This window comes from Buchnera aphidicola (Phyllaphis fagi) (assembly GCF_964058955.1).
Taxonomy (GTDB): Bacteria; Pseudomonadota; Gammaproteobacteria; order Enterobacterales; family Enterobacteriaceae; genus Buchnera_L; species Buchnera_L aphidicola_AI.
The window spans coordinates 131,810-156,532 of sequence record NZ_OZ060370.1; the positions used below are offsets into that span (position 1 = coordinate 131,810).

Annotated in this window: 19 protein-coding genes and 1 other RNA gene; 9 read left to right on the forward strand and 11 right to left on the reverse strand. The window is 23.1% G+C overall.

Annotated features, from left to right (window positions below; genetic code table 11):
- Positions 1–17: 17 nt before the first annotated feature.
- Positions 18–995, reverse strand: coding sequence for a ribose-phosphate pyrophosphokinase (locus AB4W56_RS00605; RefSeq protein WP_367675912.1), 978 nt, complete (start codon positions 993–995; stop codon positions 18–20).
- Positions 996–1,220: 225 nt separating this feature from the next.
- On the opposite strand from AB4W56_RS00605, the gene prfA reads away from it, so the two are divergent.
- The 4 genes from prfA (at position 1,221) to pta (ending at position 6,652) form a co-directional block, all read left to right on the forward strand.
- Positions 1,221–2,294: a peptide chain release factor 1 gene (gene prfA / locus AB4W56_RS00610; RefSeq protein WP_367675913.1), complete on the forward strand. Its 1,074-nt coding sequence runs from the start codon at positions 1,221–1,223 to the stop codon at positions 2,292–2,294.
- 11 nt (positions 2,295–2,305) lie between these two features.
- Positions 2,306–3,133: a peptide chain release factor N(5)-glutamine methyltransferase gene (prmC, locus tag AB4W56_RS00615; protein WP_367675914.1), complete on the forward strand. Its 828-nt coding sequence runs from the start codon at positions 2,306–2,308 to the stop codon at positions 3,131–3,133.
- Between the two features lie 130 nt (positions 3,134–3,263).
- Positions 3,264–4,469, forward strand: a complete 1,206-nt coding sequence (locus tag AB4W56_RS00620) for an acetate/propionate family kinase (RefSeq protein ID WP_367675915.1) — start codon at positions 3,264–3,266, stop codon at positions 4,467–4,469.
- A 74-nt stretch (positions 4,470–4,543) separates the two neighbouring features.
- Positions 4,544–6,652, forward strand: a complete 2,109-nt coding sequence (gene pta / locus AB4W56_RS00625) for a phosphate acetyltransferase (RefSeq protein ID WP_367675916.1) — start codon at positions 4,544–4,546, stop codon at positions 6,650–6,652.
- 35 nt (positions 6,653–6,687) lie between these two features.
- Here the strand turns inward: pta and yfaE are convergent, their stop codons facing one another.
- From yfaE to gyrA, 4 genes are all read right to left on the reverse strand, one after another.
- Positions 6,688–6,978 (reverse strand): class I ribonucleotide reductase maintenance protein YfaE, encoded by a 291-nt coding sequence (gene yfaE / locus AB4W56_RS00630; RefSeq protein WP_367675917.1) that lies wholly within the window; start codon positions 6,976–6,978, stop codon positions 6,688–6,690.
- Entirely contained in the window at positions 6,953–8,086 is a 1,134-nt protein-coding gene (gene nrdB, locus AB4W56_RS00635; protein ID WP_367675918.1) for a class Ia ribonucleoside-diphosphate reductase subunit beta, read from the reverse strand. Before nrdB ends, yfaE begins: the two co-directional genes overlap by 26 nt.
- A 14-nt stretch (positions 8,087–8,100) precedes the next feature.
- On the reverse strand, positions 8,101–10,389 hold the full coding sequence (gene nrdA / locus AB4W56_RS00640) for a class 1a ribonucleoside-diphosphate reductase subunit alpha (RefSeq protein WP_367675919.1): 2,289 nt from the start codon (positions 10,387–10,389) through the stop codon (positions 8,101–8,103).
- A 93-nt stretch (positions 10,390–10,482) separates the two neighbouring features.
- Positions 10,483–13,023 carry a DNA gyrase subunit A gene (gene gyrA / locus AB4W56_RS00645; protein ID WP_367675920.1) on the reverse strand — a complete coding sequence of 847 codons (2,541 nt, stop codon included), beginning with the start codon at positions 13,021–13,023 and terminating at the stop codon, positions 10,483–10,485.
- A gap of 197 nt (positions 13,024–13,220) precedes the next feature.
- Here gyrA and AB4W56_RS00650 point away from each other — a divergent pair, with 197 nt between their 5' ends.
- On the forward strand, positions 13,221–13,907 hold the full coding sequence (locus AB4W56_RS00650; protein ID WP_367675921.1) for a DUF2076 domain-containing protein: 687 nt from the start codon (positions 13,221–13,223) through the stop codon (positions 13,905–13,907).
- Between the two features lie 75 nt (positions 13,908–13,982).
- On the opposite strand, the gene AB4W56_RS00655 is transcribed toward AB4W56_RS00650, so the two are convergent.
- Entirely contained in the window at positions 13,983–14,582 is a 600-nt protein-coding gene (locus AB4W56_RS00655) for a redoxin domain-containing protein (protein ID WP_367675922.1), read from the reverse strand.
- Positions 14,583–14,815: 233 nt separating this feature from the next.
- Between AB4W56_RS00655 and ung the strand changes: the two genes are divergently transcribed.
- Positions 14,816–15,475 carry a uracil-DNA glycosylase gene (gene ung, locus AB4W56_RS00660; RefSeq protein WP_367675923.1) on the forward strand — a complete coding sequence of 220 codons (660 nt, stop codon included), beginning with the start codon at positions 14,816–14,818 and terminating at the stop codon, positions 15,473–15,475.
- Between the two features lie 26 nt (positions 15,476–15,501).
- On the opposite strand, the gene grpE is transcribed toward ung, so the two are convergent.
- Both grpE and ssrA read right to left on the reverse strand, forming a co-directional pair.
- On the reverse strand, positions 15,502–16,044 hold the full coding sequence (grpE, locus tag AB4W56_RS00665) for a nucleotide exchange factor GrpE (RefSeq protein ID WP_367675924.1): 543 nt from the start codon (positions 16,042–16,044) through the stop codon (positions 15,502–15,504).
- A gap of 952 nt (positions 16,045–16,996) precedes the next feature.
- Positions 16,997–17,356: a transfer-messenger RNA gene (gene ssrA / locus AB4W56_RS00670) on the reverse strand.
- A gap of 144 nt (positions 17,357–17,500) precedes the next feature.
- On the opposite strand from ssrA, the gene grxD reads away from it, so the two are divergent.
- From grxD to ychF, 3 genes are all read left to right on the forward strand, one after another.
- Entirely contained in the window at positions 17,501–17,827 is a 327-nt protein-coding gene (gene grxD, locus AB4W56_RS00675) for a Grx4 family monothiol glutaredoxin (RefSeq protein WP_367675925.1), read from the forward strand.
- 479 nt (positions 17,828–18,306) lie between these two features.
- Positions 18,307–18,873, forward strand: coding sequence for an aminoacyl-tRNA hydrolase (gene pth, locus AB4W56_RS00680; protein WP_367675972.1), 567 nt, complete (start codon positions 18,307–18,309; stop codon positions 18,871–18,873).
- A gap of 41 nt (positions 18,874–18,914) precedes the next feature.
- Entirely contained in the window at positions 18,915–19,946 is a 1,032-nt protein-coding gene (gene ychF / locus AB4W56_RS00685; protein ID WP_367675926.1) for a redox-regulated ATPase YchF, read from the forward strand.
- A gap of 52 nt (positions 19,947–19,998) precedes the next feature.
- Here the strand turns inward: ychF and thrC are convergent, their stop codons facing one another.
- The 3 genes from thrC to thrA are packed head-to-tail and all read right to left on the reverse strand — an operon-like array spanning position 19,999 to position 24,704.
- Entirely contained in the window at positions 19,999–21,291 is a 1,293-nt protein-coding gene (gene thrC, locus AB4W56_RS00690; protein ID WP_367675927.1) for a threonine synthase, read from the reverse strand.
- A gap of 5 nt (positions 21,292–21,296) precedes the next feature.
- On the reverse strand, positions 21,297–22,229 hold the full coding sequence (gene thrB / locus AB4W56_RS00695; RefSeq protein ID WP_367675928.1) for a homoserine kinase: 933 nt from the start codon (positions 22,227–22,229) through the stop codon (positions 21,297–21,299).
- Positions 22,230–22,247: 18 nt separating this feature from the next.
- A complete protein-coding gene (gene thrA, locus AB4W56_RS00700) occupies positions 22,248–24,704 on the reverse strand; it encodes a bifunctional aspartate kinase/homoserine dehydrogenase I (RefSeq protein ID WP_367675929.1) in 2,457 nt (818 codons plus the stop codon).
- Between the last annotated feature and the right edge of the window lie 19 nt (positions 24,705–24,723).

Genomic DNA, 24,723 nt, shown 5'->3' on the forward strand with positions numbered 1-24,723 from the left:
TTATTATATTATAAGAATTATGATTTTAAATATGTTTTAATACATTTTTGATATTCAAACATAGCTGAAATAGATTCTTCATTATTAATACGTCGAATAGCTTCTGCTAACATTTTGGAAAGCGTTAAAGTACGAACTTTTTTTTGTAATTGCATATTTCTTGATAAAGGAATAGTGTCACATACAATAATTTCATCAATATTTGATTTTTTAATATTTTCTAAAGCATTACCAGAAAAAATAGGATGTGTTGCATATGCTAAAACTCGATTTGCTCCATTTTTTTTTAATGCTGTAGCTGCATTACATAATGTACCTCCTGTATCCACTATATCATCGATTAAAATACAATCTCTTCCTGATACATCACCGATAATATGCATTACTTGTGTTATATTAGATTTCGGTCTTCTTTTATCAATAATTGCCATATCAGTATCATTTAATAATTTTGCAATTGCTCTAGATCGCATAACACCACCAATATCTGGTGAAACAATTATGGGATTTTTTAAATTATTTTTTAGTATATCTTCTAATATAATAAAACTACTAAAAACATTATCTACTGGAACATTGAAAAAACCTTGTATTTGTTCAGAATGTAAATCAACTGTTAAAATACGGTCAATTCCTACATTAGATAAAAAATCTGCAATTATTTTTGATGTAATTGGAACTCGAGCAGATCTTACTCTTCTATCTTGTCTAGAATAACCAAAATATGGAATGACTGCTGTAATGCGTCCAGCAGATGCTCGTCTTAATGCATCGATAATAATAGCTAATTCTATAATATTATCATTTGTTGGAGAACATGTTGATTGTATAATAAAAATATCATCTCCTCTAACATTTTCATTAATTTGTACACTAATTTCTCCATCACTAAAACGTCCAACTGTTGCATTACCTAAATTACTATATAATTTTTTAGCAATTAATTGAGATAGTTGTGGTATTGAATTTCCAGAAAAGATTTTCATATTAAGCATAGATATTTCCTAGTTAAATAAATAAAAATTGTTTTATCATATTTCTATTTTATTAATTTATTATCATGATGCGTTATATTAATTTCATTAAGATATAATATTCAATTTACTATTACTATATGGTTGTTTTAAATATATATTATTATCATAATGTATTATTATAATATCATGTCAACATATATTAAATATATTTATTATTACTGAGATATTTTTGGAGTATATGACATGAATGGTTCTATTATTAAAAAGTTAGAAAAATTATATCAGAAATTTAAAAATATTGAAATGATGTTGACTAATTCAAAGTTAACTGCTAATAAAGCAAGATTTAGAGATTTATCTAAAGAATATTTAAAATTATCAGGTTTAATGAAATACTTTTTAAAATGGAAAAAAATATATAAGGATATAAAATTAACGTCACAATTATTACATGATTCTGAAATATTTAGTATAGCAGAAGAAGAATTAAAATCTTTTCGATTTAAAAAAAAAAATTTAGAAAAAAAAATAAAAAGCATGTTGTTACCGAAAGATCCAAATGATAAAAAAAGTTGTTTTATTGAAATTAGAGCGGCTACTGGAGGTGATGAAGCATCAATTTTTGCTGGTGATTTATTTCGGATGTATGGCCGATATGCAGAAAATTGTCACTGGAATACAGAAATTATGAATTCTCATGAAGGCGAAAAGGGTGGTTTTAAAGAGGTGATTCTTAAAGTTACTGGTTTAGGGGTGTGTGGTCGATTAAAATTTGAATCAGGAGGTCATCGTGTTCAACGTATTCCACAAACAGAATCTCAAGGTAGAGTTCATACATCGACTTGTACGGTTGCTGTAATTCCAGAAGTCTTACAATCTGAAAGTATTAAAATTTGTTCTAATGATTTAAAAATTGATACATTTAGATCTTCTGGTGCAGGTGGTCAACATGTAAATACAACTGATTCGGCTATTCGAATAACACATATTCCTACAGGAACTGTAGTAGAATGTCAAGATGAACGATCTCAACATAAAAATAAAGCAAAAGCTTTATCAATTTTGTCTTCTCGAATTCATGCTCATGAAATAGCTAAGAGAAATAAAGAAAGTGCTTTTATCCGTCGTAACTTATTAGGTAGCGGAGATAGATCAGATCGTAACAGAACATATAATTTTCCACAGAATCGTATTACTGATCATCGTATTAATTTAACTTTATATTGTTTAGATGATATATTAAATGGAAATTTAGATATTTTAATAGAACCAATAATTCAAGAATATCATGCTGATCTTTTATCATATTGTAAATAATATATATTATTATGAAAATTCAGTTTTGGTTAGAATACGTATCTAAATTATTGTATTGTTTTAATACATCTAAATTAGATTCTGAAATTTTAATAAGTCAAGTTGTTAAACAACCTAAGATATGGGTTAATATTTTTGATTATATTATACTAAGTATTTTAGAAATTTATAAATTAAATATTTTAGTAAAACGTAGAATAAATTGTGAACCAATTGCTTATATTATAAAAAAGAAAGAGTTTTGGTCTTTTTCGTTAACAGTATCTAGACATGTTTTAATACCTCGTCAAGATACTGAAATTTTAGTACAAGAGATTTTAAATCGAATAAATTTATATGATAGTGTTTTAGATTTAGGATGCGGATCTGGTGCTATATCTTTATCTGTAGCATTTGAAAAACCTTACTGTAATGTTATTGGTGTAGATTATGTAAAACGATCTGTTATATTATCTAAAAAAAATGCTAAGATTTTAAATTTAGATAATGCTTATTTTTATCATAGTAATTGGTTTTCTTTAATTCGTCGTAGATTTAATATTATAGTAAGTAATCCTCCTTATATTAATAAAAAAGATATGATATATATTAATAAAGATTGCCAATTTGAACCTATGAAAGCATTAGTTTCGAAGCATCATGGATTATTAGATATTAAATATATCATTAAACATTCTTATTATTATTTATTTTGTAATGGTTGGTTATTAATTGAACATGGTTGGAAGCAAAAAAAAATAGTTTCTTATTTATTCAAGAAATATAATTTTTTCAATATCATGTCTTATAATGATTATCATGGATATCATCGTATTACTGTGGGAAAAAAAATATTTTAAATTTTTAATTATTTATATTGTATTTTAATATATTAATAATATAGCTATTTATTTTTAATATAAATTAAATGAATGATATTGTGTTTTTACTCCAATTAGTATTAATGAGAAAATTAATACAGGGATAATTATGTTGAATAATTTAGTTTTAGTATTTAATTTTGGAAGTTCTTCATTAAAGTTTTCTATTTTAAATCCTGATACTCAAGTAAAATATTTATTTGGTATAGTTGAATGTTTACATTTACCTCAATCTTCTATTACATGGTATCATAAAACATGTAAAAATTATAAAATAATTGGTAATAATATATCTCATCTCGAAGCTTTAAATTTTATTATTAATAATATTTTTTTTATACATAAACAGATTATTGATAATGTGCAAGCTATAGGACATCGAGTTGTTCATGGTGGAAAGGAATTAAAAAAAACAGTCATTATTAATAATAGTATTATTAAAAAAATTAAAGAAAGTATTATTTATGCTCCGTTACATAATCCGGTTAATTTATTAGGCATACAAGCTTCTTTAAAATATTTTCCTCATTTATCTAAAAGAAATGTAGCTGTTTTAGATACTTCTTTTTTTCGAAGTATGCCAGAAGAATCTTATTTGTATGCTATTCCATACAATTTTTATTTAAATTTTGGAATTAGACGTTATGGTGCTCATGGAATGAGTCATCTTTATGTTTCTCAAGTAACATCTGAAATATTAAAAAAAGAATTTAATACTTTAAATATTATTACTTGTCATTTAGGTAGTGGATCATCAGTCTCTGTAATTGTAAATGGTGTGTGTATAGATACTTCAATGGGTTTTACTCCCACGGAAGGATTAGTTATGGGAACAAGAAGTGGCGATTTAGATTCTTCTATAATATTTTTTATGCATAAAATAATTGGTATGAATTTAGATGATATTCAGGAAGTTTTAATAAAAAAATCTGGTATTTTAGGATTAAGTAATGGTATTACTAGTGATTTTCGTTATATTGAAAAAAAATATTATCATAATAAAGAATCTCAACGTTCTGTTAATGTTTTTTGTCATAGATTATCGAAATATATTGCTTCTTATACTACATTATTAAATGGTCGATTAGATGCTATTGTTTTCACTGGGGGTATTGGTGAAAATTCTGTTTTAGTGAGAAGATTAACAATTTTAAAATTATCATTAATTGGAGTTCAATTAGATATTGCATTAAATGAATCTATAAAATCCGGGAAATATGGATTTATTAATAAAAAAAATACTACTCCAGTACTTGTTATTCCTACCAATGAAGAATTAATTATAGCTCAAGAAACAATTAAGATGTTTAGATAATGTAATAATTTATTATTATTTACTAAAGTGATATATTAAAAAAATGTATTCATTCATTTACAATATAGGTTTTTGTGAAACGTACTATAATGTTAATTCCGGTTTCAAAAAATATTGGTTTAACCACTATTAGTTTAGGTTTAATTGATTTTTTTGAAAAATTAAAATTAGATATTGTATTTTTTAAACCATTTTACGAATCACGTGTTTCTCCTATCAATCTTGATGATACTAGTTTTATTTTAAATAAGTATTTTTCAACTCCTTTTATTAACTCAAGCAATATAAATCAGAAATTTTTTATTTTAGAAAAATTAAAAAAAAAATATTTATTAAAAAAAAGTATATCTTTATATTTAAATTATAAAAAATATTATGATATTTTATTAATTGAAGGTATAAAAAGTAATAATTCAGAATATAATAGTATTCATCATTTAAATTTAGATTTAGCATATCATATAAATTCTGATATAATTTTTATATTATCTAATGATAAATCTTATAATATAGATTTTTTTTTAAATAAAATAAAAAATTTAAAAATTAAAAGCAATATCTTAGGAATTATAATTAATAATATTTTTTTAAATTATCAAGAAATATATATAAAAAATATTAAAAAAAATAAGATATATAAAAATGAATTTGAAAATACTAATCATATACCAATTATAGGTAATATTTTATGGAATAAAGATTTAGTATTTTTTCCAATTATTAAAATGTTTCAATCTTTTCAAGTTCATAAAATTGTAAAAATAAATTTTAATGTTAATTTAGTGAAATTATTTATATTATATAATGATTTAGTTTTTGATTATAAAATAGATTATTCTCGTTCAATTATTATTATTCCATATGATATTTTTTTAAAAAAATTTATACATATTATAAATAAAAAATTAGATTATTTAAATTTTTATGCTGTATTATTAACTAATGTAATAAATATTAATCAATTTCAATGCAGTTGTTTGAGAAAGATTAAAAAATTAAAAATTTCTATTTTTTATACTTTATTAAATATTAATGTTATTAGATATATTATTACAGGATTTAATTTAAGTATTTTAGAATATAATTATAGTCAAATAAAACAATCAAATAATTATATTGCTAATTTTTTTAATAAAAAGTATATTTTATCTAAGAAATTAAATACTCAAAATGCTAATTATATATCATCTACTTCATTTATACACCATTTAAAAATACATGCTAGAAAAATTAATAAATGTATTTTGTTACCTGAAGGAAGTGAAATTCGTATTATTCAAGCTGCGTCTATAGTTCATAAATTAAGGATTGCTAGATGTATATTATTAGGAAATATTTATGAAATACATCAAATTGCATTATCAAATAATATTATTTTATCAAAAAATATTAATATTATTGATCCTATATATATATATTCTCATTATATTACTAGATTCATGCAATTACGTTATAAAAAGGGTATAACTCAGGATTTAGCAAAATCAAGTATTTATCATAGTAATATAGTTTTAGGGTCTTTAATGTTACATTCTGGTGAAGTAGATGGAGTAGTATGTGGAGTAAAGTATACTAGTTTTGATGTATTACGGTCTGCGTTTCAGATTATTGGAACTAATAAAAAAGAAAATATTTCTTTAGTTTCTTCAGTTTTCTTTATGTTATTAAAAGATTATGTATTAGTATATGGAGATTGTGCAATTAATATAAACCCAAATGCTCAACAGTTATCTGAAATAGCTATTCAAGCCGCAGATTTATCTAAACATTTTGGTATAGAACCTAGAATTGCCATGCTTTCTTATTCGACTGGTTTGTCAAGTCAAGGAGTAACAGTCGAAAAAGTAAGAAAAGCTACTTTATTAATTAGAAAGAAAAGACCTGATTTAATTGTTGATGGTCCGATTCAATATGATGCATCAATAAATAAATCAATTGCATATATTAAATCTCCAGTATCTCCTTTATTAGGTAGTGCTACAGTATTAATTTTTCCTGATTTAAATTCTGGTAATATTACATATAAAGCTGTTCAACAATCTTCGAAAATTAATTCAATAGGTCCTATTTTACAAGGTTTAACAAGACCGATAAATGATTTATCTCGAGGCGCATCTATTAATGATATTGTTTACACAATTGCAGTAACTGCAATTCAATCTAATCAAAAGAATATTCTATGAAGATAGTAATTATTTAAATCTATAAAATATTTTATTTATATAGAAATTTCAATATCACTACTTATTGTACAATAGCAAGATAAAATTTCTCCTGGGTTTAGAAAAGCAATAAAATTATTATTAAAATATTTAATTTTTCCTTTGATTAATTTTACTCGACATGTTCCACAGTATCCTTTTTGACATTGATAAATTATATTAATGTGATTTAATTTTAATATTTCTAATAATGAATGTTTTTTATATTTTTTATTAATTTTATATTTTTTATTATATATTGTAATAATATAATGTTTTTTATTATAATTTAAAATGTTTAAATTCATCTTTTTTTATTTCAGCATCTATTTGTCCTATTAAGTATGAACTGTTTTCTACTTCTTGAGGAGCTATTTGTACATTATCTGACATTAACCAATTATTAATCCATGGAATAGGGTTTTTTTGTTTCTTGAAAACAATGGGTAAATTAATAGCTTGCATTCTCATATTAGTAATGTACTCTATATATTTCCATAGAATATTTTTATTTAACCCTAATATAGATCCATCTTTAAATAAATATTCAGCCCATTGTTTTTCTTGTTGTGCAGCTTGTATAAACAAATTCATTGATTCTTCTTTAGAATTATTAATAATTTGAATCATATCTTTATCATTTTCGTGATTTTTTAAGATATTTATAATGTGTTGAGTACCTGTAAGATGTAAGGCTTCATCTCTTGCAATTAATCTAATGATTTTTGCATTACCTTCCATTAATTCAGATTCTGCAAATGCAAAAGAACAAGCAAAACTAACATAAAACCGAATTGCTTCAAGAACATTAATATTAATTAGACATAAATATAATGCTTTTTTAAGTGATTTAAGATTTATTTTAATATTTTTATTATCTTTTATTTTATAATTTCCTGATCCAAATAAATGCCAATATCCTGTCATAGTTATTAAAGTATCATAATATTGGGATATATCCTTGGCTCGATTACAGATATTGCTGTTAGAAATTATATTATCAAATATTACTGAAGGATTATTTACAATATTTCGAATAATGTGTGTATATGATCTTGAATGAATAGTTTCAGAAAAAGACCATGTTTCTATCCATGTTTCTAATTCAGGAATAGAAATAATAGGTAAAAAAGCTATATTTGGACTACGACCTTGAATAGAATCTAATAATGTTTGATATTGTAAGTTACTAATAAAAATATGTTTTTCATGTTCTTTTAATTGTTGAAAATCAATACGATCTTTAGATAAATCTATTTCTTCTGGTCGCCAAAAAAATGATAATTGTTTTTCTATTAATTGTTCAAAAATTTTATATTTTTGTTGATCATATCTAGCTATATTGACAGATTGTCCAAAAAACATGGGTTCTTTTAATTGATTGTTTTTTTTTTTAGAAAAAGTTGTATATGACATGTTTATACCTATGTTTAAAGTATACAGGAACCGCCTGAACAGTGAAAATCATCATTATCATTGAAATTTTGATATTTATTATGGTCTTTAAAACTATCTCGAGTATTTTGATAATATAATGTTTTTAATCCTAATTGATAAGAAATCAATAAATCTTGTAAGAGAATTTTCATAGGTATTTTATTATTTGGGAATTTTTTAGGGTCATAATTAGTATTTGTAGATATTGATTGATCAATAAATTTTTGCATAATACCTACTAATCTTAAGTATCCAATATTATTAGGTATATCCCATAAAAATTCATATTTTGATTTTAATTTCTCATATTCTGGAATTACTTGTTTTAACATACCATCTTTTGAGGCTTTTATTGTGATACAGCTTCTAGGTGGTTCAATACCATTTGTAGCATTAGAAATTTGTGAAGATGTTTCTGATGGCATAATTGCTGATAGAGTAGAATTTCTTAATCCATATTTTTTAATTTTGTTTTTTATTTTTTTCCAATCTAAATGTAATGGCTCATGACATATAGAGTCAATATGTTTTTTATAAGTATCAATAGGTAATATACCTTGATAATAATTTGTTTGATTAAACCAATCACAAGGTCCTTTTTCTTTTGCTAAATTGCAGGATGCAAGTAATAAATAATATTGAATGTATTCAAAAGTTTTATGTGTTAGATTATTTGCACTTCCATCGGAATATCGAACATTATTTTTTGCTAAATAATATGCAAAATTAATTACTCCAATACCTAATGATCGTCTTTTTTTTGCACCTTTTTCAGCTGCAAAAATAGGATATTTTTGATAATCAATTACTGCATCTAAAGCTCTTACTATTAAGTCAGATAATTCTTTTAATTCTTCTAAATGTTTAATAGCACCTAAATTAAATGCAGATAATGTACATAAAGCTATTTCAGCTTTTTGATCATAAATATCGTGAATTGGAGATGTAGGTAAGGTAATTTCTAAACATAAATTAGATTGTTTGATGGGAGCAATGTTAGGATTAAACGCACTATGTGAATTACAATGATCAACATTTTGTATATAGATTCTTCCTGTTGATGTTCTTTCTTGCATAATTAATGTAAATAAATCTATAGCTTTAACTTTTTTTTTTCTTATATTTTTATCATTTTCATATTTTATATATAATTTTTTAAATTTTTTTTGATTAGAAAAAAAATACTTATATAATTTTGGAACATCTGATGGACTAAATAATGTAATATACTCCTGAGATAACATTCTTGAATACATTAATTCATTTATTTGTATACCGTAGTCAACATGTCGTACTCTATTTTCTTCTATTCCTCTATTATTTTTTAAAACAATTAAACTTTCTACTTCTAGATGCCATATTGGATAAAATAAAGTTGCTGATCCTCCTCTGATTCCTCCTTGTGAACAGGATTTTACTGCTGTTTGAAAATGTTTGAAAAATGGTATACATCCTGTATGAAAATTTTCTCCATTGCGAATAGCACTACCAATAGCTCTTATTTGCCCAACATTTATTCCAATTCCAGCTCTTTGTGATATGTATTTTATAATAGCACTTGAAGTAGCATTGATTGAATTTAAACTATCTGCACATTCAATTAAAACACAAGAACTAAATTGACGCGTTGGGGTACGAACGCCAGACATAATTGGTGTAGGTAACGAAATTTTAAAAGTAGATATAGCATTATAAAAATTTTTTACATATTTCATTCTATTAGATTTAGGGTATTTTGAAAATAAACATGCTGCAATAAGAATATATAGAAATTGTGCGCTTTCGTAGATTTTTCCAGTAATTCTATTTTTAATGAGATATTTTCCTTCTAATTGTTTTACTGCTGCATATGAAAAATTCATATCTCGATTATGATTTATAAAAGAATCCATATGGTCATATTCTTGTTTAGAATAACTATGAAGAAGGTGTGCATCATATTTTTTAAGTTTGACCATATTTTTTATATGTTGATATAATGTAGGAGGTTGAAATTGTCCATATGCTTCTTTTCGGAGATAAAAAATAGATAATCGTGCTGCTAAATATTGATAATTAGGTGTTTTTTTAGATATTAAATCTGCAGAACATTTAATTATAATTTCATGAATTTTTACAGTTTTTATGTTATTGTAAAATTGTATTTTAGAATTTGATTCGATTTGAGATATAGAAATATTTTTTAATTTTTTTGATGCTAATGTTAATATTTTATTAATTTTTTTAAAATTAATATTTTCTTTCTTACCATTTCTTTTTGTTACTAATAAAGGTTGATTCATGTTAAATAACCGAAAATTTAATGTTATATAAAAAAATTATATTCTATTTATATTTTTTATAATATTTTAAATGTATACAATATTAATTAATATTTATTGAATATATTTATTGTTTTGAGAAATTTTTTGTAATGCTACAACTTTTTCTTGTTTAGAAGTTCTAATTAAAATAACACCTTGTGTATTTCTTCCTAATGTTCTTATTTCAGATACTCTTGTTCGTACTAAAGTGCCTGCGTCAGTAATGATAATAATTTGGTCATTTTCATTGACTTCTATAGCGCTAATCATAATACTATTTTTTTTTGTTATTTTAATAGATCTTATTCCTTTAGTAGCCCTTGATTTAATTGGAAATTGTATAATTTTTGTTCGTTTACCATATCCATGTTCTGTTACAGTTAAAATTTCTCCATTTTTTTGAGGTACTAATAAAGATACAACTTTATCATCTTTATCAATTTTTATACCTCTTACTCCAGATGCAGTTCTTCCCATTTTTCGAACTTCTTTTTCTGGAAAGTGTACTACTTTCCCTTTTTGGCTGAATAACATAATATTATTTTTACCAGTAGTTAATGAAGCTCCAATTAATTCATCATTATTTCGTAAATTAATTGCAATTATTCCGGTAGAACGTGGTTTTTTAAATACACTTAAAGAAGTTTTTTTTACTATACCTTGTGAAGTAGACATAAAAACATTTGTATTATTTTCAAATGTATTAAAATTTAGTATTGCAGTAATTCTTTCTTTTTTATTTAATGGTATTAAATTAATAATAGGTGTGCCTCGTGCATGTCTACTAGCTTCTGGAAGTTGATATACTTTAATTCTATATAATATTCCTTTATTAGAAAAACATAAAATAGTATCATGCGTATTTGTAATTAGTAAAGTTTCAATACAATCTTCTTCTTTAGTTTTAGCTGCTGATCTTCCTTTTCCTCCTCTATGTTGTGCTTCATAATCTGATAATGGTTGATATTTTACATATCCTGAATGAGATAATGTAACTACTACATCTTCTTTTGTAATAATATCTTCAATATTAAAATCAAGATCATTATTTTGAATTTCAGTTTTTCTTATATCTCCAAAATTATTTTGGATAGTTTCTAATTCTGTTTTAATGACTTGAATCATATTGTTATTATTATTTAAAATATATAATAATGATTTTATTTTTTTTATTAATGTATTGTATTCTTGTAGTATTTTTTTATATTCTAAATTAGTTAATTTATTTAATTTTAGTTCAAGAATAGATTGTACTTGTTGTTTTGTAAATTGATATTTTTTATTTTCAAAATTGTGATTTTTTTTGTGTATATTCAACAATTGCATATTTTTTAAATTAATAATGTTAGATATTTTTTCAGTAATTTCCCATTCTTGATTTAGTAACATAGTTGTTGCATATTTTGTTTTATTAGATGTTTTAATTAATTGAATAATTTTATCAATATTTGTTAATGCGACAGTTAACCCTTGTAGCATATGTGCTTTTTTACGTGTTTTATTGAGTTCAAATATACTTCGACGGGTAATGACATTTTTACGATGTGATAAAAAACATTTTAAAATATTTTTTAAAGACATGGTTTTTGGTTGTCCATGATATAATGCTACCATGTTAATACCAAAAGAAATCTGCATAGGTGTTAATATATATAGTTGATTTAATAATATTTCTATAATTGTATTTTTTTTAGTTTCTATAACAATTCGCATACCATCTTGATCAGATTCATCTCGTAGAGCGTGTATTCCTTCGATTTTTTTATTTTTTACTAATTCTGCAATTTTTTCAATTAATTTTGATTTGTTTACTTGATATGGAATTTCATAAATTATAATTGATTCTCGTCGACTTTTAGGATGTACTTCTATTTTATGTCTAGATCGAATATAAATTTTACCCTTTCCTGTGCGATATGCATTTTCAATACCTTGTTTCCCATTAATTATACCAGATGTTGGAAAATCAGGTCCAGGTATATATTGCATTAATTCTTTCAATGAAATTTTTTTATTATTAATATATGCTAAACATGCATTAATTACTTCATTTAAATTATGTGGAGGAATATTTGTAGCCATACCTACTGCTATTCCAGAAGATCCATTAATTAATAAATTTGGTATTCTTGTTGGAAGGATATCTGGTATTTTTTCTGTTTCATCATAATTATAAGAAAATTTAACAGTATTTTTTTCTAGATCATATAATAATTCATGCGCTATTTTTGACATTCTAATTTCTGTATATCTCATAGCAGCTGCAGCATCACCGTCAACTGATCCAAAATTACCTTGTCCTTCTATTAAGGTATATCTCAAAGAAAATGATTGAGCCATTCTTACTATTGCTTCATATACTGCTGTATCTCCGTGGGGATGATATTTTCCTATTACATCACCTACAACTCGTGCCGATTTTTTGTATGGTTTATTCCAATCATTATTTAATATTTTCATAGCAAATAGTATTCTACGATGTACTGGTTTTAATCCATCTCGAACATCAGGTAAAGCTCGACCCACAATAACTGACATAGCATAATCTAAATAGGAAGATTTTAATTCTGTTTCAATATCGACCTGTTTGATTTCTCTAGCAAGGTCCTTCATACAATGATTTCTCTTTAAAGTAATTTATTTTTGTATTGAATATTAAATTGTATCACAATAGAATTTTTAGGTGAACAAAAAAATATTATTTATTTGTTAATTTTATAATATTGTTTTAATTAAGTATAAATATTTATATGTTGTAGTATATAACATTATATATAATGAATATTATTATTTAAATATATAGGATTAATATGAAAGATACAGAAAAGACAATGATAGAAAATTTATTTTCTAGATTAAAGCATACAGAAAATAAAACACCAAATCGTGATCAGGAAGCAGAAAGAATTATTCATAATTTATCATCTAAACAGGTTAATTCGATTTATTATATGGTTCAAACTATTTTAGTGCAAGAATCTATAATACATAAATTAAATAATCAAGTGAAGTTATTGCAAAACGCACAAAATGATAGAAATAATAAAAATACTGAATTTTTATCTAGTAAATTAGGTAATAATATTTTTAATACTAAAAAAGATGACATAAATTCTAATTATAGAAATGATAATAAGGGAAAATATTATTCTTCAGATAATAAGGATTATAGTACAACTAAAAATAGCATGCTTGGTGGAGTATCCAGTTTTTTAGGAAATGCTGTTCAAACTGCTGTAGGTGTTGCAGGTGGTATGGTAGCTGGTAATATGTTAACTAATTTATTTAATCATGATCAATCTGAAAAAAATATAGAAAATAATTTATTAAATACATCATATTTAGATTCTAATATGGTTTCTTCAGAAACTGATAGAGATCATTTAATAGATTCAGAATTATCAAATCATATAAATCCTGATGATAGTAATTTAGAATATGTTGAGTATCAAGATTCTGATATGGATGATATGATTGATGACGAAAGTTTTATTTAAAAAAATTTAAATAATACTTATGAAATATTTTGAAACCAGCAATAAAATAGTTTTATGCTGGTTTATTTATTAATATTATACTGATTGATAATTCTGAAAATATTTCATTAATCCTGCATTAGAAGGTGTCATGCTTTCTTTACCTGACTCCCAATTTGCAGGACAAACATCACCATGTTTTTCATGGAAAGTAACTGCATCTATCATTCGTATCATATCTTGTATGTTTCTACCAAAAGGTAAATCATTTACTACTTGATGTCTAATAATTCTATTTTTATCAATTAAAAAAGATGCTCTTAATGCAATACCTATGGTTGGATGAGCAATATTATAAGAATTTTGTATTTTTCCTGTAATATCTGATATCATAGTATATTGGATTTTACCAATACCACCTTGTTTTATAGGTGTATTTTTCCATGCATTATGTACAAATACTGAATCACGTGAAATACCAATTATTTTTGTTTCACGTTTTTCAAATTCATTATATAACTTGTTAAAAGAAATAATTTCTGTTGGACAAACAAAAGTAAAATCCATAGGCCAAAAGAATAATACTACTAACTTATTTTTTGTTTCTTGTTCTAAATTAAATTCATTGATGATAGTACCATCCTTTAAAATAGCAGGAGCAATAAAATTAGGTGCATGTTGTGTTACTAAAGTCATGATTTTCCCTTTTGTATATTTTTAATTTTTATTATAATAATTAGTAAAAATAGAAATGATTTATATAATAATTATTTAAAATACTATTATATATTCTTGAAATTTAGTTTTTGATTTGTATAAATTTTAATAATTACTAGTTTGTATTATATTATATAATCTATATAATCAATTAATTTGATTAATATTAAGATATTATAATGTATATAATTATAAATTTTATAAAGTAAAATATGGAAAATTTAGTGATAAATTGGAAAAAAATATTTACATATCAAAAACAAATATTATCAAACATTTTATTAAAAGTTACTAAAGAACGTATAACAAAAGTAGTATATCCTGATAAAAATGATGTATTTAATGCTTTTTATTTAACGCCTTTTAATAATATAAAAGTAGTAATAATTGGTCAGGATCCATATTATCATAAAAATCAAGCTCATGGATTATCTTTTTCTGTACGTCCTGGTTGTAATATACCTGGTTCTTTAAAAAATATTTATAAAGAATTAATGTGTGATTTGTCTCTTTGTAAATCTTATTGTTTTAATGGTTGTTTATCACATTGGGCTAAACAAGGAGTGTTGTTATTAAATACTATTTTAACTGTTGAAGAAGGTAAACCTAGATCTCATTTAAATTTAGGATGGCAAGATTTTACGGATAATATTATTTTTTATATTAATAAATATTTAAAAGGGGTTATTTTTGTATTATGGGGTAAAGATGCTCAAAAAAAAATTAATATTATAGATATTAATCGACATTATATTTTAACTGCATCACATCCATCACCTTTCTCAGCACATTTAGGATTTTTTGGGTGTCGTCATTTTTCTAAAATTAATAAAATTTTATTAGATCAAGAATATGATCCAATTATTTGGTAATTTTAATATAATATACGTAATGTACATTAATTTTTTTTAAATTTTTGAAAAGTATTTGATAATGATTTTATAATTAGTTTTAATCCTTGTATAATTGTATGATTTTCTAATATTCCATTTTTAGTATTATTGATTATAATATTTAAATTATTTATATTTAAGGATAATGTTTCTAAAAAGTATTTTAAATTATCTTGTGTAATTTGATATTTTTTTTGTTCTGTTTGTTTTATTACATTTTCAATATTGGCTTGTGTACGTAATTGGATATCTCTTGTATTTTTTTTAATATTATCTAGTTTTTCATTTAACTGATTGATTATTTGATATTCATCGTGTTCATCTATGGTTTGAGGTTCATCGTGTTCATCTATGGTTTGAGATTCACCATGTTCATCTATGGTTTGAGATTCGCCATGTTCATCTATGGTTTGAGATTCGCCGTGTTCATCTATGGTTTGAAATTTGCTGTGTTCATCTATGGTTTGAGATTCATTTAATGTATCAATATTTTTAGATTGGTCTGATTTATTGATTTTTTGAGATTCATTGAATTTACTTATTTTCATAATTTTATTTTTTGTTTTTGTTTTTTATTTTTATTATTTTATTATAGAGATTTTAATATTTTGTTCAAGTGAATAAGAATATTTTTATTATTTTATATTTTATATACTCACAAACATGTTAGTAAATAGAAATAATTTTATATTTTTATATGTTTTAAATAGATAAGGTATTACATGATTTTAAAATAAAAATATGATGTTATTATAACATGATATTTTTGATATTTTAAATATTTAACATTTCAATATCATGATGAATAGAAAAATAGTTTATTAATATTTTTAAGTATTGATAATAATATGTAATATTTTTAACAATATTATCTTACTACTTTTTATTAGTATTGAGTTTAAATTGTGAGATATAGTTTTTAAATATATTATTTGATTTGAAATATTACTAATAAAATATAGTATAAAATATATTTTTTAAATGTATTAAAAGTATAATTTTATGTATTTATAGATAAAATTATTTTTTATTTAATAAATCATCTACTTTATAAATTTAGATTTTTTATTAATTAAGAACTATAATATTTAATTATATTAATTTTATTATTTTATAAGATGTTTTAATTTTGTGATAATCAATATGAATATTATATAAAAATTGATATTTAATATTTATATGTTACATATTTTATAATTTTTTATGGTAAATAATAGTAATAAGGTATTATTTTATTGTAAAAATTTCTTGGTATGGAATAAAAATAATATTTATTATTATGATTCAATTATTTTATTTTTGAATAAAGGTATGAAATTAATATTTTTAATAATGGATATAATTTTATCAATTGTATAATTTTTATATTACTATTTGAATTTTTTATGTTCAACATAACATGAATTTATATACTTTTTTTGATGTTGATTACATCATAATAGATAAAATATATTAATTAATTATTTTATTTTTATTGATAATGAGATTATTAAATGTTTTTTGGAGCTGGCGGGATTTGAACCCGCGTCCAAAATATCTACAACTTTAGTACTACATGCTTAGTCTTTTTTTTATACTTAGTGTTTTAAGTTTTAAGACGAAAACCGTATTAAACACGCATCTCGTATTACTATCATATTAATTATGAGATTAATTAATATAAGATTCTCTTTTTTTTGACCTTTATATATTATTCTATTTAAGAGTGTTAAGAATAAAAAAGGGCTTTATTAGTTTATTAAGCTGCTAAAGCGTAGTTTTGTTTTTTTGCATTTATTAATTTCGGTTTTTATCGAGGCAACCGTTCCTCGGCATGCACTAAAAGTTTTCAAAAATTTTGTCGAATCCAGAATCAGCCCCTATAATAAAAATATTTAATTAAATAATTTTATGATATATATTTAATGTTAATATAATAATATTAGATGTCAATAAAAATTTTTTTTGTAATATTTATATATTATTATATAGACATATAATAATATAATTTTATAGGATTAAATTATGAATACAATTGAAATAATAAAAAAACAAATTAAATATAATTCCATTTTATTATATATGAAAGGATCTCCTGATGCACCGAGTTGTGGATTTTCTGCTCAAGCAGTACGTGCATTATCAGAATGTGGAATACGCTTTGCATATGTCAATATTTTAGAAAATGAAAATATTCGTATAGAGTTACCGAAATATGCAAATTGGCCTACTTTCCCTCAATTATGGGTTCAAGGTAAATTAATTGGTGGTTGTGATATTATATTAGATATGTTACATAGTGGAGAATTAAAAAAAATATTAAATAATGTTAATAAAATACCAAATAAATGATATTTTATATTGATTAGATTAAGATTACAGTAGTATCTTAATCTAATTAAATGATGTATATTATATGTATAAGGTTTTAATACAAGAGATTTATATTTATTACAAGATAAAATGCTATAAATATTTTTAAATTTCTAAAATTTTTATTTCTATTAATTATTTATTTTGATTTCAATATTGTTATGTATAAAATTTAGTATCTTTTATAATAAAAGTAATAATTATATATTTTTATATATCAAAGATTTTTAAATGATGATATTATTTATTTTTTTAGTGAATGATGAAAAATTTTATATATTTTAAAAATATAATATAAAAATAATATAGTATTTATATGTTTAGATATATTAAAATATTATAATTTTTTGTTTTGAATAATTTAAAAATTATTGTATTTATTAGTACTATATATGATGCATAATAATATTATTATTGATATATTTTTTAAATTAGGACATGTTATGTCACATATTAAAATGATTGTAGGATTATCAAATCCAACATTTAAATACCATAATACACGACATAATATTGGTGCATGGTATATACACTTATTATGTAAGTATAATAATATTAATATGAAGAGAGAACAAAAATTTTTTGGAGATATAGCACAATATAAATTGAAAAATTCATATATTTGGTTACTTGTACCCAATACATTTATGAATGTTTCTGGAATTTCTGTATATGCTGTATCTAATTTTTATCGTATTAATATTCAAGAAATATTAGTAGTACATGATGAATTAGATTTACCGGTAGGTACAATAAAATTAAAATATGGATATGGTCATAATGGTCATAATGGATTACGCAATATTATTAGTCAATTTGGAAATAAAAATAAATTTTGTAGAATCCGAATCGGTATTGGTCGTCCAGAATATATTCATGAAATAACATCTTTTGTATTATCTAAACCAACTAAATATGAAAAGAGTATGATTTTGAAGGTTATACATAATGTTATACAAGAAACTAATACAATCATAGAACAAAAAAAATTATTTATAACATCACAATTGTATTCTGTACATTAATATATTTTATTGATTTTATTATATTTGAGGTATTAAAAATAATGGGATTTAAATGTGGTATTATAGGTTTACCTAATGTTGGAAAATCAACTTTATTTAATGCTTTAACTAAATCTCATATACCAGCTAAAAATTTTATGTTTTGTACTATTAAACCCAATATAGGTCTTGCTCCTGTATATGATTATCGCATAAAAACACTTGAAAAAATTATCTCTCCAGATCGTACTGTAAATACATTTATAGAATTTGTTGATGTAGCAGGATTAGTTCAAGGAGCTTCTAAAGGCGCTGGTTTAGGAAATCAATTTTTATATGATATTAAACAAACAGATGCTATATTACATGTTGTTCGTTGTTTTATGGATGATAATATTGTTCATATTAATAATAAAATAAATCCTATTGGTGATATTGAAATTATTAATATAGAGCTAATTTTATCTGATTTTGAGAGTTGTAATAAAATATTATCAAATATAAGAAATAAAAAAGGTAAAAAATCGATAAATTATAATAAAAAAATTAGTGTTTTAGAAAAGTGTTTAAATTGTTTAAAAAATACTAAATTATTAACTACATTACATCTTGATGATAAAGATTTAGAATTAATTCATGATATAAATTTTATTACATTAAAACCTATAATGTATATTGCAAATGTTTCTGAAGATAAGAATCAAAATGTTCATTTAAAAAAAATATTACAATTTGCTTTAAAAGAAAATATTCCTATTGTTCCGATTTGTATATTAAATAAAAATAATGAATCTCAGTTAAACCTAATTATAGAAATAGGGTATCGTTTATTAAAATTAAAAACTTTTTTTACTGTTGGTAAACAAGAAGTTCGTGCTTGGACTATTAAAGAAAATACTACTAGTCTTGAAGCATCTAAAAAAATTCATACTGATTTTCAAAAGGGATTCATTCGAGCACAAATAATTTCTTATGAAGATTTTATTAAATATAAAAAGGAAAGTAAAGTTCGAGAAGTTGGAAAAATGAGATTTGAAGGTAAAAAATATATTATAAAAGATGGAGATATCATACATTTTTTATTTAATGTATAATATTTGTAGAGAAGAAATATTATATTTATTCTTCTCTAATAAAGTAATATGATTATTTTTTTAATAATAAAAATTTTCTTAATTTATTAAAATCTGGTTGCATATAATACGATAATAAAGGTAGATTAGAAGGTATTTTTAGCGCGAAAGGTAATTTAATATTTTCATTTAATACATTATCAACAACATTTTTAAATTTTGCTGGATGAGCTGTTCCTAAAAATAATCCAAATTCTTCATCTTTTAATTTATCTTTTAATAATCTATATGCAATCGCTGCATGTGGTTCAGAAATGTATCCAATATTTTTTAATTCACATAATGTTTCTTTTGTAATTTGATCTGATACACTTCCAAAGTTTAGTTCTTTTAATTGCCATTGTTTTCTATAGAATAATTCTTGTACTCTAGGCCAATTGTTAGGTCGGCTAATATCCATGGCATTCGAAATAGTAGAAATACAATTATAAGGTTTCCACTGTCCGGTACTTAAAAATCGGGGAACAGTGTCATTAGCATTTGTTGCTGCAATGAATGATTGAATCGGTAATCCCATAGATTTAGCTAATAAACCAGCTGTTAAATTACCAAAATTTCCACAAGGTACAGAAACAACTAATCGTTTTCTATTTTTTTGAGATATAAGAGCATATGCTTCAAAATAGTAACATATTTGAGCAAGTAATCTACTGATATTAATTGAATTAGCTGAGTTTAATCCTGTTGTGGTTCGGAGTTCATTATCATTAAATGCTTGTTTAACTAGTTTTTGACATGCATCAAAACTGCCATTAATAGCTATAGTTGTTATATTTTTACCTAAAGTACAAAATAAACTTTCTTGAAGTTTACTTATTTTTCCATTTGGATATAATATAATGACTCTAACATTTTTAACTTTATAAAATGCATGCGCTACCGCTGCTCCAGTATCGCCAGAAGTTGCAGTTAATATTGTAACTTGATTATTAATATTATTTAAATGTGATAATATTTGAGCCATAAATCTAGCACCAAAATCTTTAAATGCTAATGTTGGTCCATGAAATAATTCACAACAAGATATATTTTTTGATACTGGAACGATATTAGGGCCTGAGAATGAAAATGCATTATTGATATATTGTTTTAAATATTTTAATTCAATTTCATCTCCAATAAACATGGATAAAATTTTTATACTTCTTGTTAAAAAATCCATTTCTAATATTGTTTCTAACTTATTTTTTTCAATAACAGGTAAATTCATAGGGAAAAATAGTCCTTGCTTTTGACCTAAACCCATTTGTACTGCTTGTAAGAAATTTACTTGTTCGTCGTGATTTTTTAAATTATATAATTTCATAAAATTTATAATCCTATTGTTCGAGTGCCTTGAGTGTCTAGTTTACAAATATGAACAAATCCAGTTTTATTTTTTAAATAATTATTTGATAACCACAAATATATTTTACTAGCTATTTTTTTATCATCACAGATCATAAAAATAGTAGGTCCAGATCCAGATATACCAAAACTCATAGCTCCTAATTTTAACATAGTTTGTTTAATTGTTATAAATTTAGGGATTAATTGTTTTCGATAAGGTTCTGCAATAATATCTTGCATTAATTTTAATGCTAAATAATATTGTTGAGTATATGATGCATGTATGAAACTAGCTAACAAACGACTATGTGTGATACAAGTTTTTTTATTATATTGATTAGGTAAAATTGATCTTGCTTCTGATGTTGATATGTTTATACCCGGCCAAGCAACAATCCATAACCAATTTTTAAAAAATGGAATGGATTGACTAATTAAATTATTTTCTTGTATAACTAATTGTAATCCTCCATGATAACATGGTGCAACATTATCATAATGTGGTTCACCTGATATTTCACCTTCTATGGTACCCATTAAATTTAATAATTCTTGTTGATTTAAGGGTTTATTACAAAATTTATTTATAGCAACTAAAGTAGATACAATAGAACATGCACTAGATCCCAACCCTGAACCAATAGGCATATTTTTTTCTAATATTATTAAAACTAATATATTTTTTTTTAGGATTTTGCAAAAATGGTTCCAGCATTTCCATACAATATTATGTTTCATTTTTTCTGGTAGTTGAAATGAAAAATTTCCTGTTATAATTAATTTAAATATTTTACTGGATTGTATAGTTATACAATCTCCTAATAATTTTCCATTTATTGGTGCAATTGCAGCTCCTAAAACATCAAAACCAACATTTAAATTACCAATAGAGGCAGGTGAATAAATTTTTATCATATTTTACATTCCTAACTATTATGATAATGTTCGTAATAAATCAGAAAAAATTCCAGAAGCTGTTACTTGATTACCTGCACCATAACCTCTTAATACCAGTGGAATCGGATTATAATATTTACTGTAAATTGTTAATGCATTTTCACCATTTTTTACGTGATATAATGGGTCTGTAATATCTATTTCAGATAATTTTACTTCACATATACCTCCTTCTTTGATTATTCCAATAAATCTTAATACTTTTCCTGTGTTACTAGTTTTTTGAATTCGTTTAAAAAATAATGAATCTAATTCTGGCAATTTAGATAAAAAAGTATATGTATCTTGAATATTTAAAAATTTTTCTGGTAATATTGGTTCAATTTGTATATCATTTAATTCTAATTTATATCCTGCTTCTCTAGCTAGAATAAGTAATTTTCTAGCTACGTCTATTCCAGATAAGTCATCTTTTGGATTAGGTTCTGTAAATCCTAATTTTTTTGCTATTGTAGTGGCTTCAGATATAGACATTCCTTCTTCTAGTTTACCAAAAATAAATGATAAAGAACCTGAAAGGATTCCTTTAAAACTAATTAACTTATCTCCTGATGCAAATAAATTTTTTAATGTTTCTATAATTGGTAATCCAGCGCTTACATTCGTTTCATATAGAAATTTTTTATTCGTTTTAATTGCTATGTTACGAATATTTTGATATTCTTCCCAAGTTCCTGTATTAGCTTTTTTATTTGGTGTTACAATATGAATTTTATTAGAAAGTATTGTAGAATAAAGATCAGATATTTCTTGGCTAGATGTACAATCTACAATAACTGGGTTGAATAAATGATAATTTTTTGCTGTTTTAATAATTTCTTGTATACAGAAATTACGACCTTGTTTTAATAAAGATATTTTCCAATTATTTAAATCAATTTTATGAGTGTTAATTAACATATGTTTGGAATTAGAAATACCACAAATTTTTAATTTTATATTTTTTTTCTTTAAATATTTTTTTTGATTTATTAGTTGTTTGAGTAAAGCTGTCCCTACTCCTCCAATTCCTATTAAAAATAATTCAATATATTTTTTATTATGTAATAGAATTTGATGTATTATTTGGATATTATTATTAATATGTTTATTGTCTGTAATAATTGAAATAGTATGTTGAGATAATCTATTAGTTATACAAATAACATTAATATCAGTATGTTCTAAAGCATAAAAAATTTTTGTTTTTAATTGTTTATTTTTTTGTATATCATATCCAATAATGGATATAATTTTTAAATTTTTAATAATATTAATAGGCTTTAATATTTTATTTTTTAGTTCTAATTGAAATTCATGTTCTATGATAGATTTAATTTTATTGTATTCTTTATTAAATAAATAAAAAGTTACTTGATTTTCTGTAGGGGATTGTATGGTTAATATATTAGTAGTTTTATTTTGTGAAAATATAAAAAGTATTTTTCTAATTATTTGATTAGTATGAATTAATTTAAGTATTTTAATTTGAATCATAACTATATTATCAAGATATGTAATTCCAGTGATCGGTAATATTTTATGATTATTTTTTGTTAGATTATTGGTGATTTTAGTTCCATCAAAATTTGGATTAGATGTATTTTTAATTATACATTGTATATTAAATTTATATAAAGGTAATATAGTTTTTGGATGTAATACTTTTGCACCAAAATATGATAATGTTATTGCTTCTTGGTAGGAAATATATTTTAATAATTTTGGATTTTTTACGATTCTTGGATCGCACGTATATATTCCATCGACATCAGTCCAAATTTCACATATATTTGAATTTAAACATACTGCTAATATTGCAGCGGAGTAATCAGATCCATTTCTTCCTAGAATGACTAATTCTTGATTTATATTTCCAGCAATAAATCCAGGCATTAATATAATGTGATCATTAGGTATTTTAAGGGTTTGAATACGTTTTTTTGATTCTGGAATATTGACTGTGGCATGTAAATAACTTCCAGAAGCTAATATATTTTTAATAGGATTTATAATAGTTACTTTATAATTTCTTGAAATTAGTATATATTTCATAATATATACAGATATAATTTCGCCTCTAGATATAATTATTGAATATATATTATCTGGGCATTGATGTAATATTTTTATTCCTTTTGTAAGATTTTTAAGATTATTTATTTCATGATCTATTTTAATTATTACTTTTTTATCATTAAAATTCGGTTGGTATTTTTTGATTCCTTGTATTAATTCATAAAAAATATTTTTTAATTCTACAAATAAATATTTTGTTTGTTGATTAATAGTTGAAGATTTAATAATATTTTCTAAATGGTTAGTAACTCGTGATGGTGCTGATAGTACAATTGAAATATTTTCAGATTTTATTTTTTTTTCAATAATATCGGATACATCTAAAAACTTTTTTGAATTTGATAAAGATGTTCCACCAAATTTTAATGTTTTCATATAATTGATATTTCCTTGA

Coding starts and splice junctions, on each gene's coding strand:
- AB4W56_RS00605 (WP_367675912.1), bottom strand. CDS start 995: ATGCTTAATATGAAAATCTTTTCTGGAAATTCAATACCACAACTATCT.
- prfA (WP_367675913.1), top strand. CDS start 1,221: ATGAATGGTTCTATTATTAAAAAGTTAGAAAAATTATATCAGAAATTT.
- prmC (WP_367675914.1), top strand. CDS start 2,306: ATGAAAATTCAGTTTTGGTTAGAATACGTATCTAAATTATTGTATTGT.
- AB4W56_RS00620 (WP_367675915.1), top strand. CDS start 3,264: ATGTTGAATAATTTAGTTTTAGTATTTAATTTTGGAAGTTCTTCATTA.
- yfaE (WP_367675917.1), bottom strand. CDS start 6,978: ATGAATTTAAACATTTTAAATTATAATAAAAAACATTATATTATTACA.
- nrdB (WP_367675918.1), bottom strand. CDS start 8,086: ATGTCATATACAACTTTTTCTAAAAAAAAAAACAATCAATTAAAAGAA.
- nrdA (WP_367675919.1), bottom strand. CDS start 10,389: ATGAATCAACCTTTATTAGTAACAAAAAGAAATGGTAAGAAAGAAAAT.
- gyrA (WP_367675920.1), bottom strand. CDS start 13,023: ATGAAGGACCTTGCTAGAGAAATCAAACAGGTCGATATTGAAACAGAA.
- AB4W56_RS00650 (WP_367675921.1), top strand. CDS start 13,221: ATGAAAGATACAGAAAAGACAATGATAGAAAATTTATTTTCTAGATTA.
- AB4W56_RS00655 (WP_367675922.1), bottom strand. CDS start 14,582: ATGACTTTAGTAACACAACATGCACCTAATTTTATTGCTCCTGCTATT.
- ung (WP_367675923.1), top strand. CDS start 14,816: ATGGAAAATTTAGTGATAAATTGGAAAAAAATATTTACATATCAAAAA.
- grpE (WP_367675924.1), bottom strand. CDS start 16,044: ATGAAAATAAGTAAATTCAATGAATCTCAAAAAATCAATAAATCAGAC.
- grxD (WP_367675925.1), top strand. CDS start 17,501: ATGAATACAATTGAAATAATAAAAAAACAAATTAAATATAATTCCATT.
- pth (WP_367675972.1), top strand. CDS start 18,307: ATGATTGTAGGATTATCAAATCCAACATTTAAATACCATAATACACGA.
- ychF (WP_367675926.1), top strand. CDS start 18,915: ATGGGATTTAAATGTGGTATTATAGGTTTACCTAATGTTGGAAAATCA.
- thrC (WP_367675927.1), bottom strand. CDS start 21,291: ATGAAATTATATAATTTAAAAAATCACGACGAACAAGTAAATTTCTTA.
- thrB (WP_367675928.1), bottom strand. CDS start 22,229: ATGATAAAAATTTATTCACCTGCCTCTATTGGTAATTTAAATGTTGGT.
- thrA (WP_367675929.1), bottom strand. CDS start 24,704: ATGAAAACATTAAAATTTGGTGGAACATCTTTATCAAATTCAAAAAAG.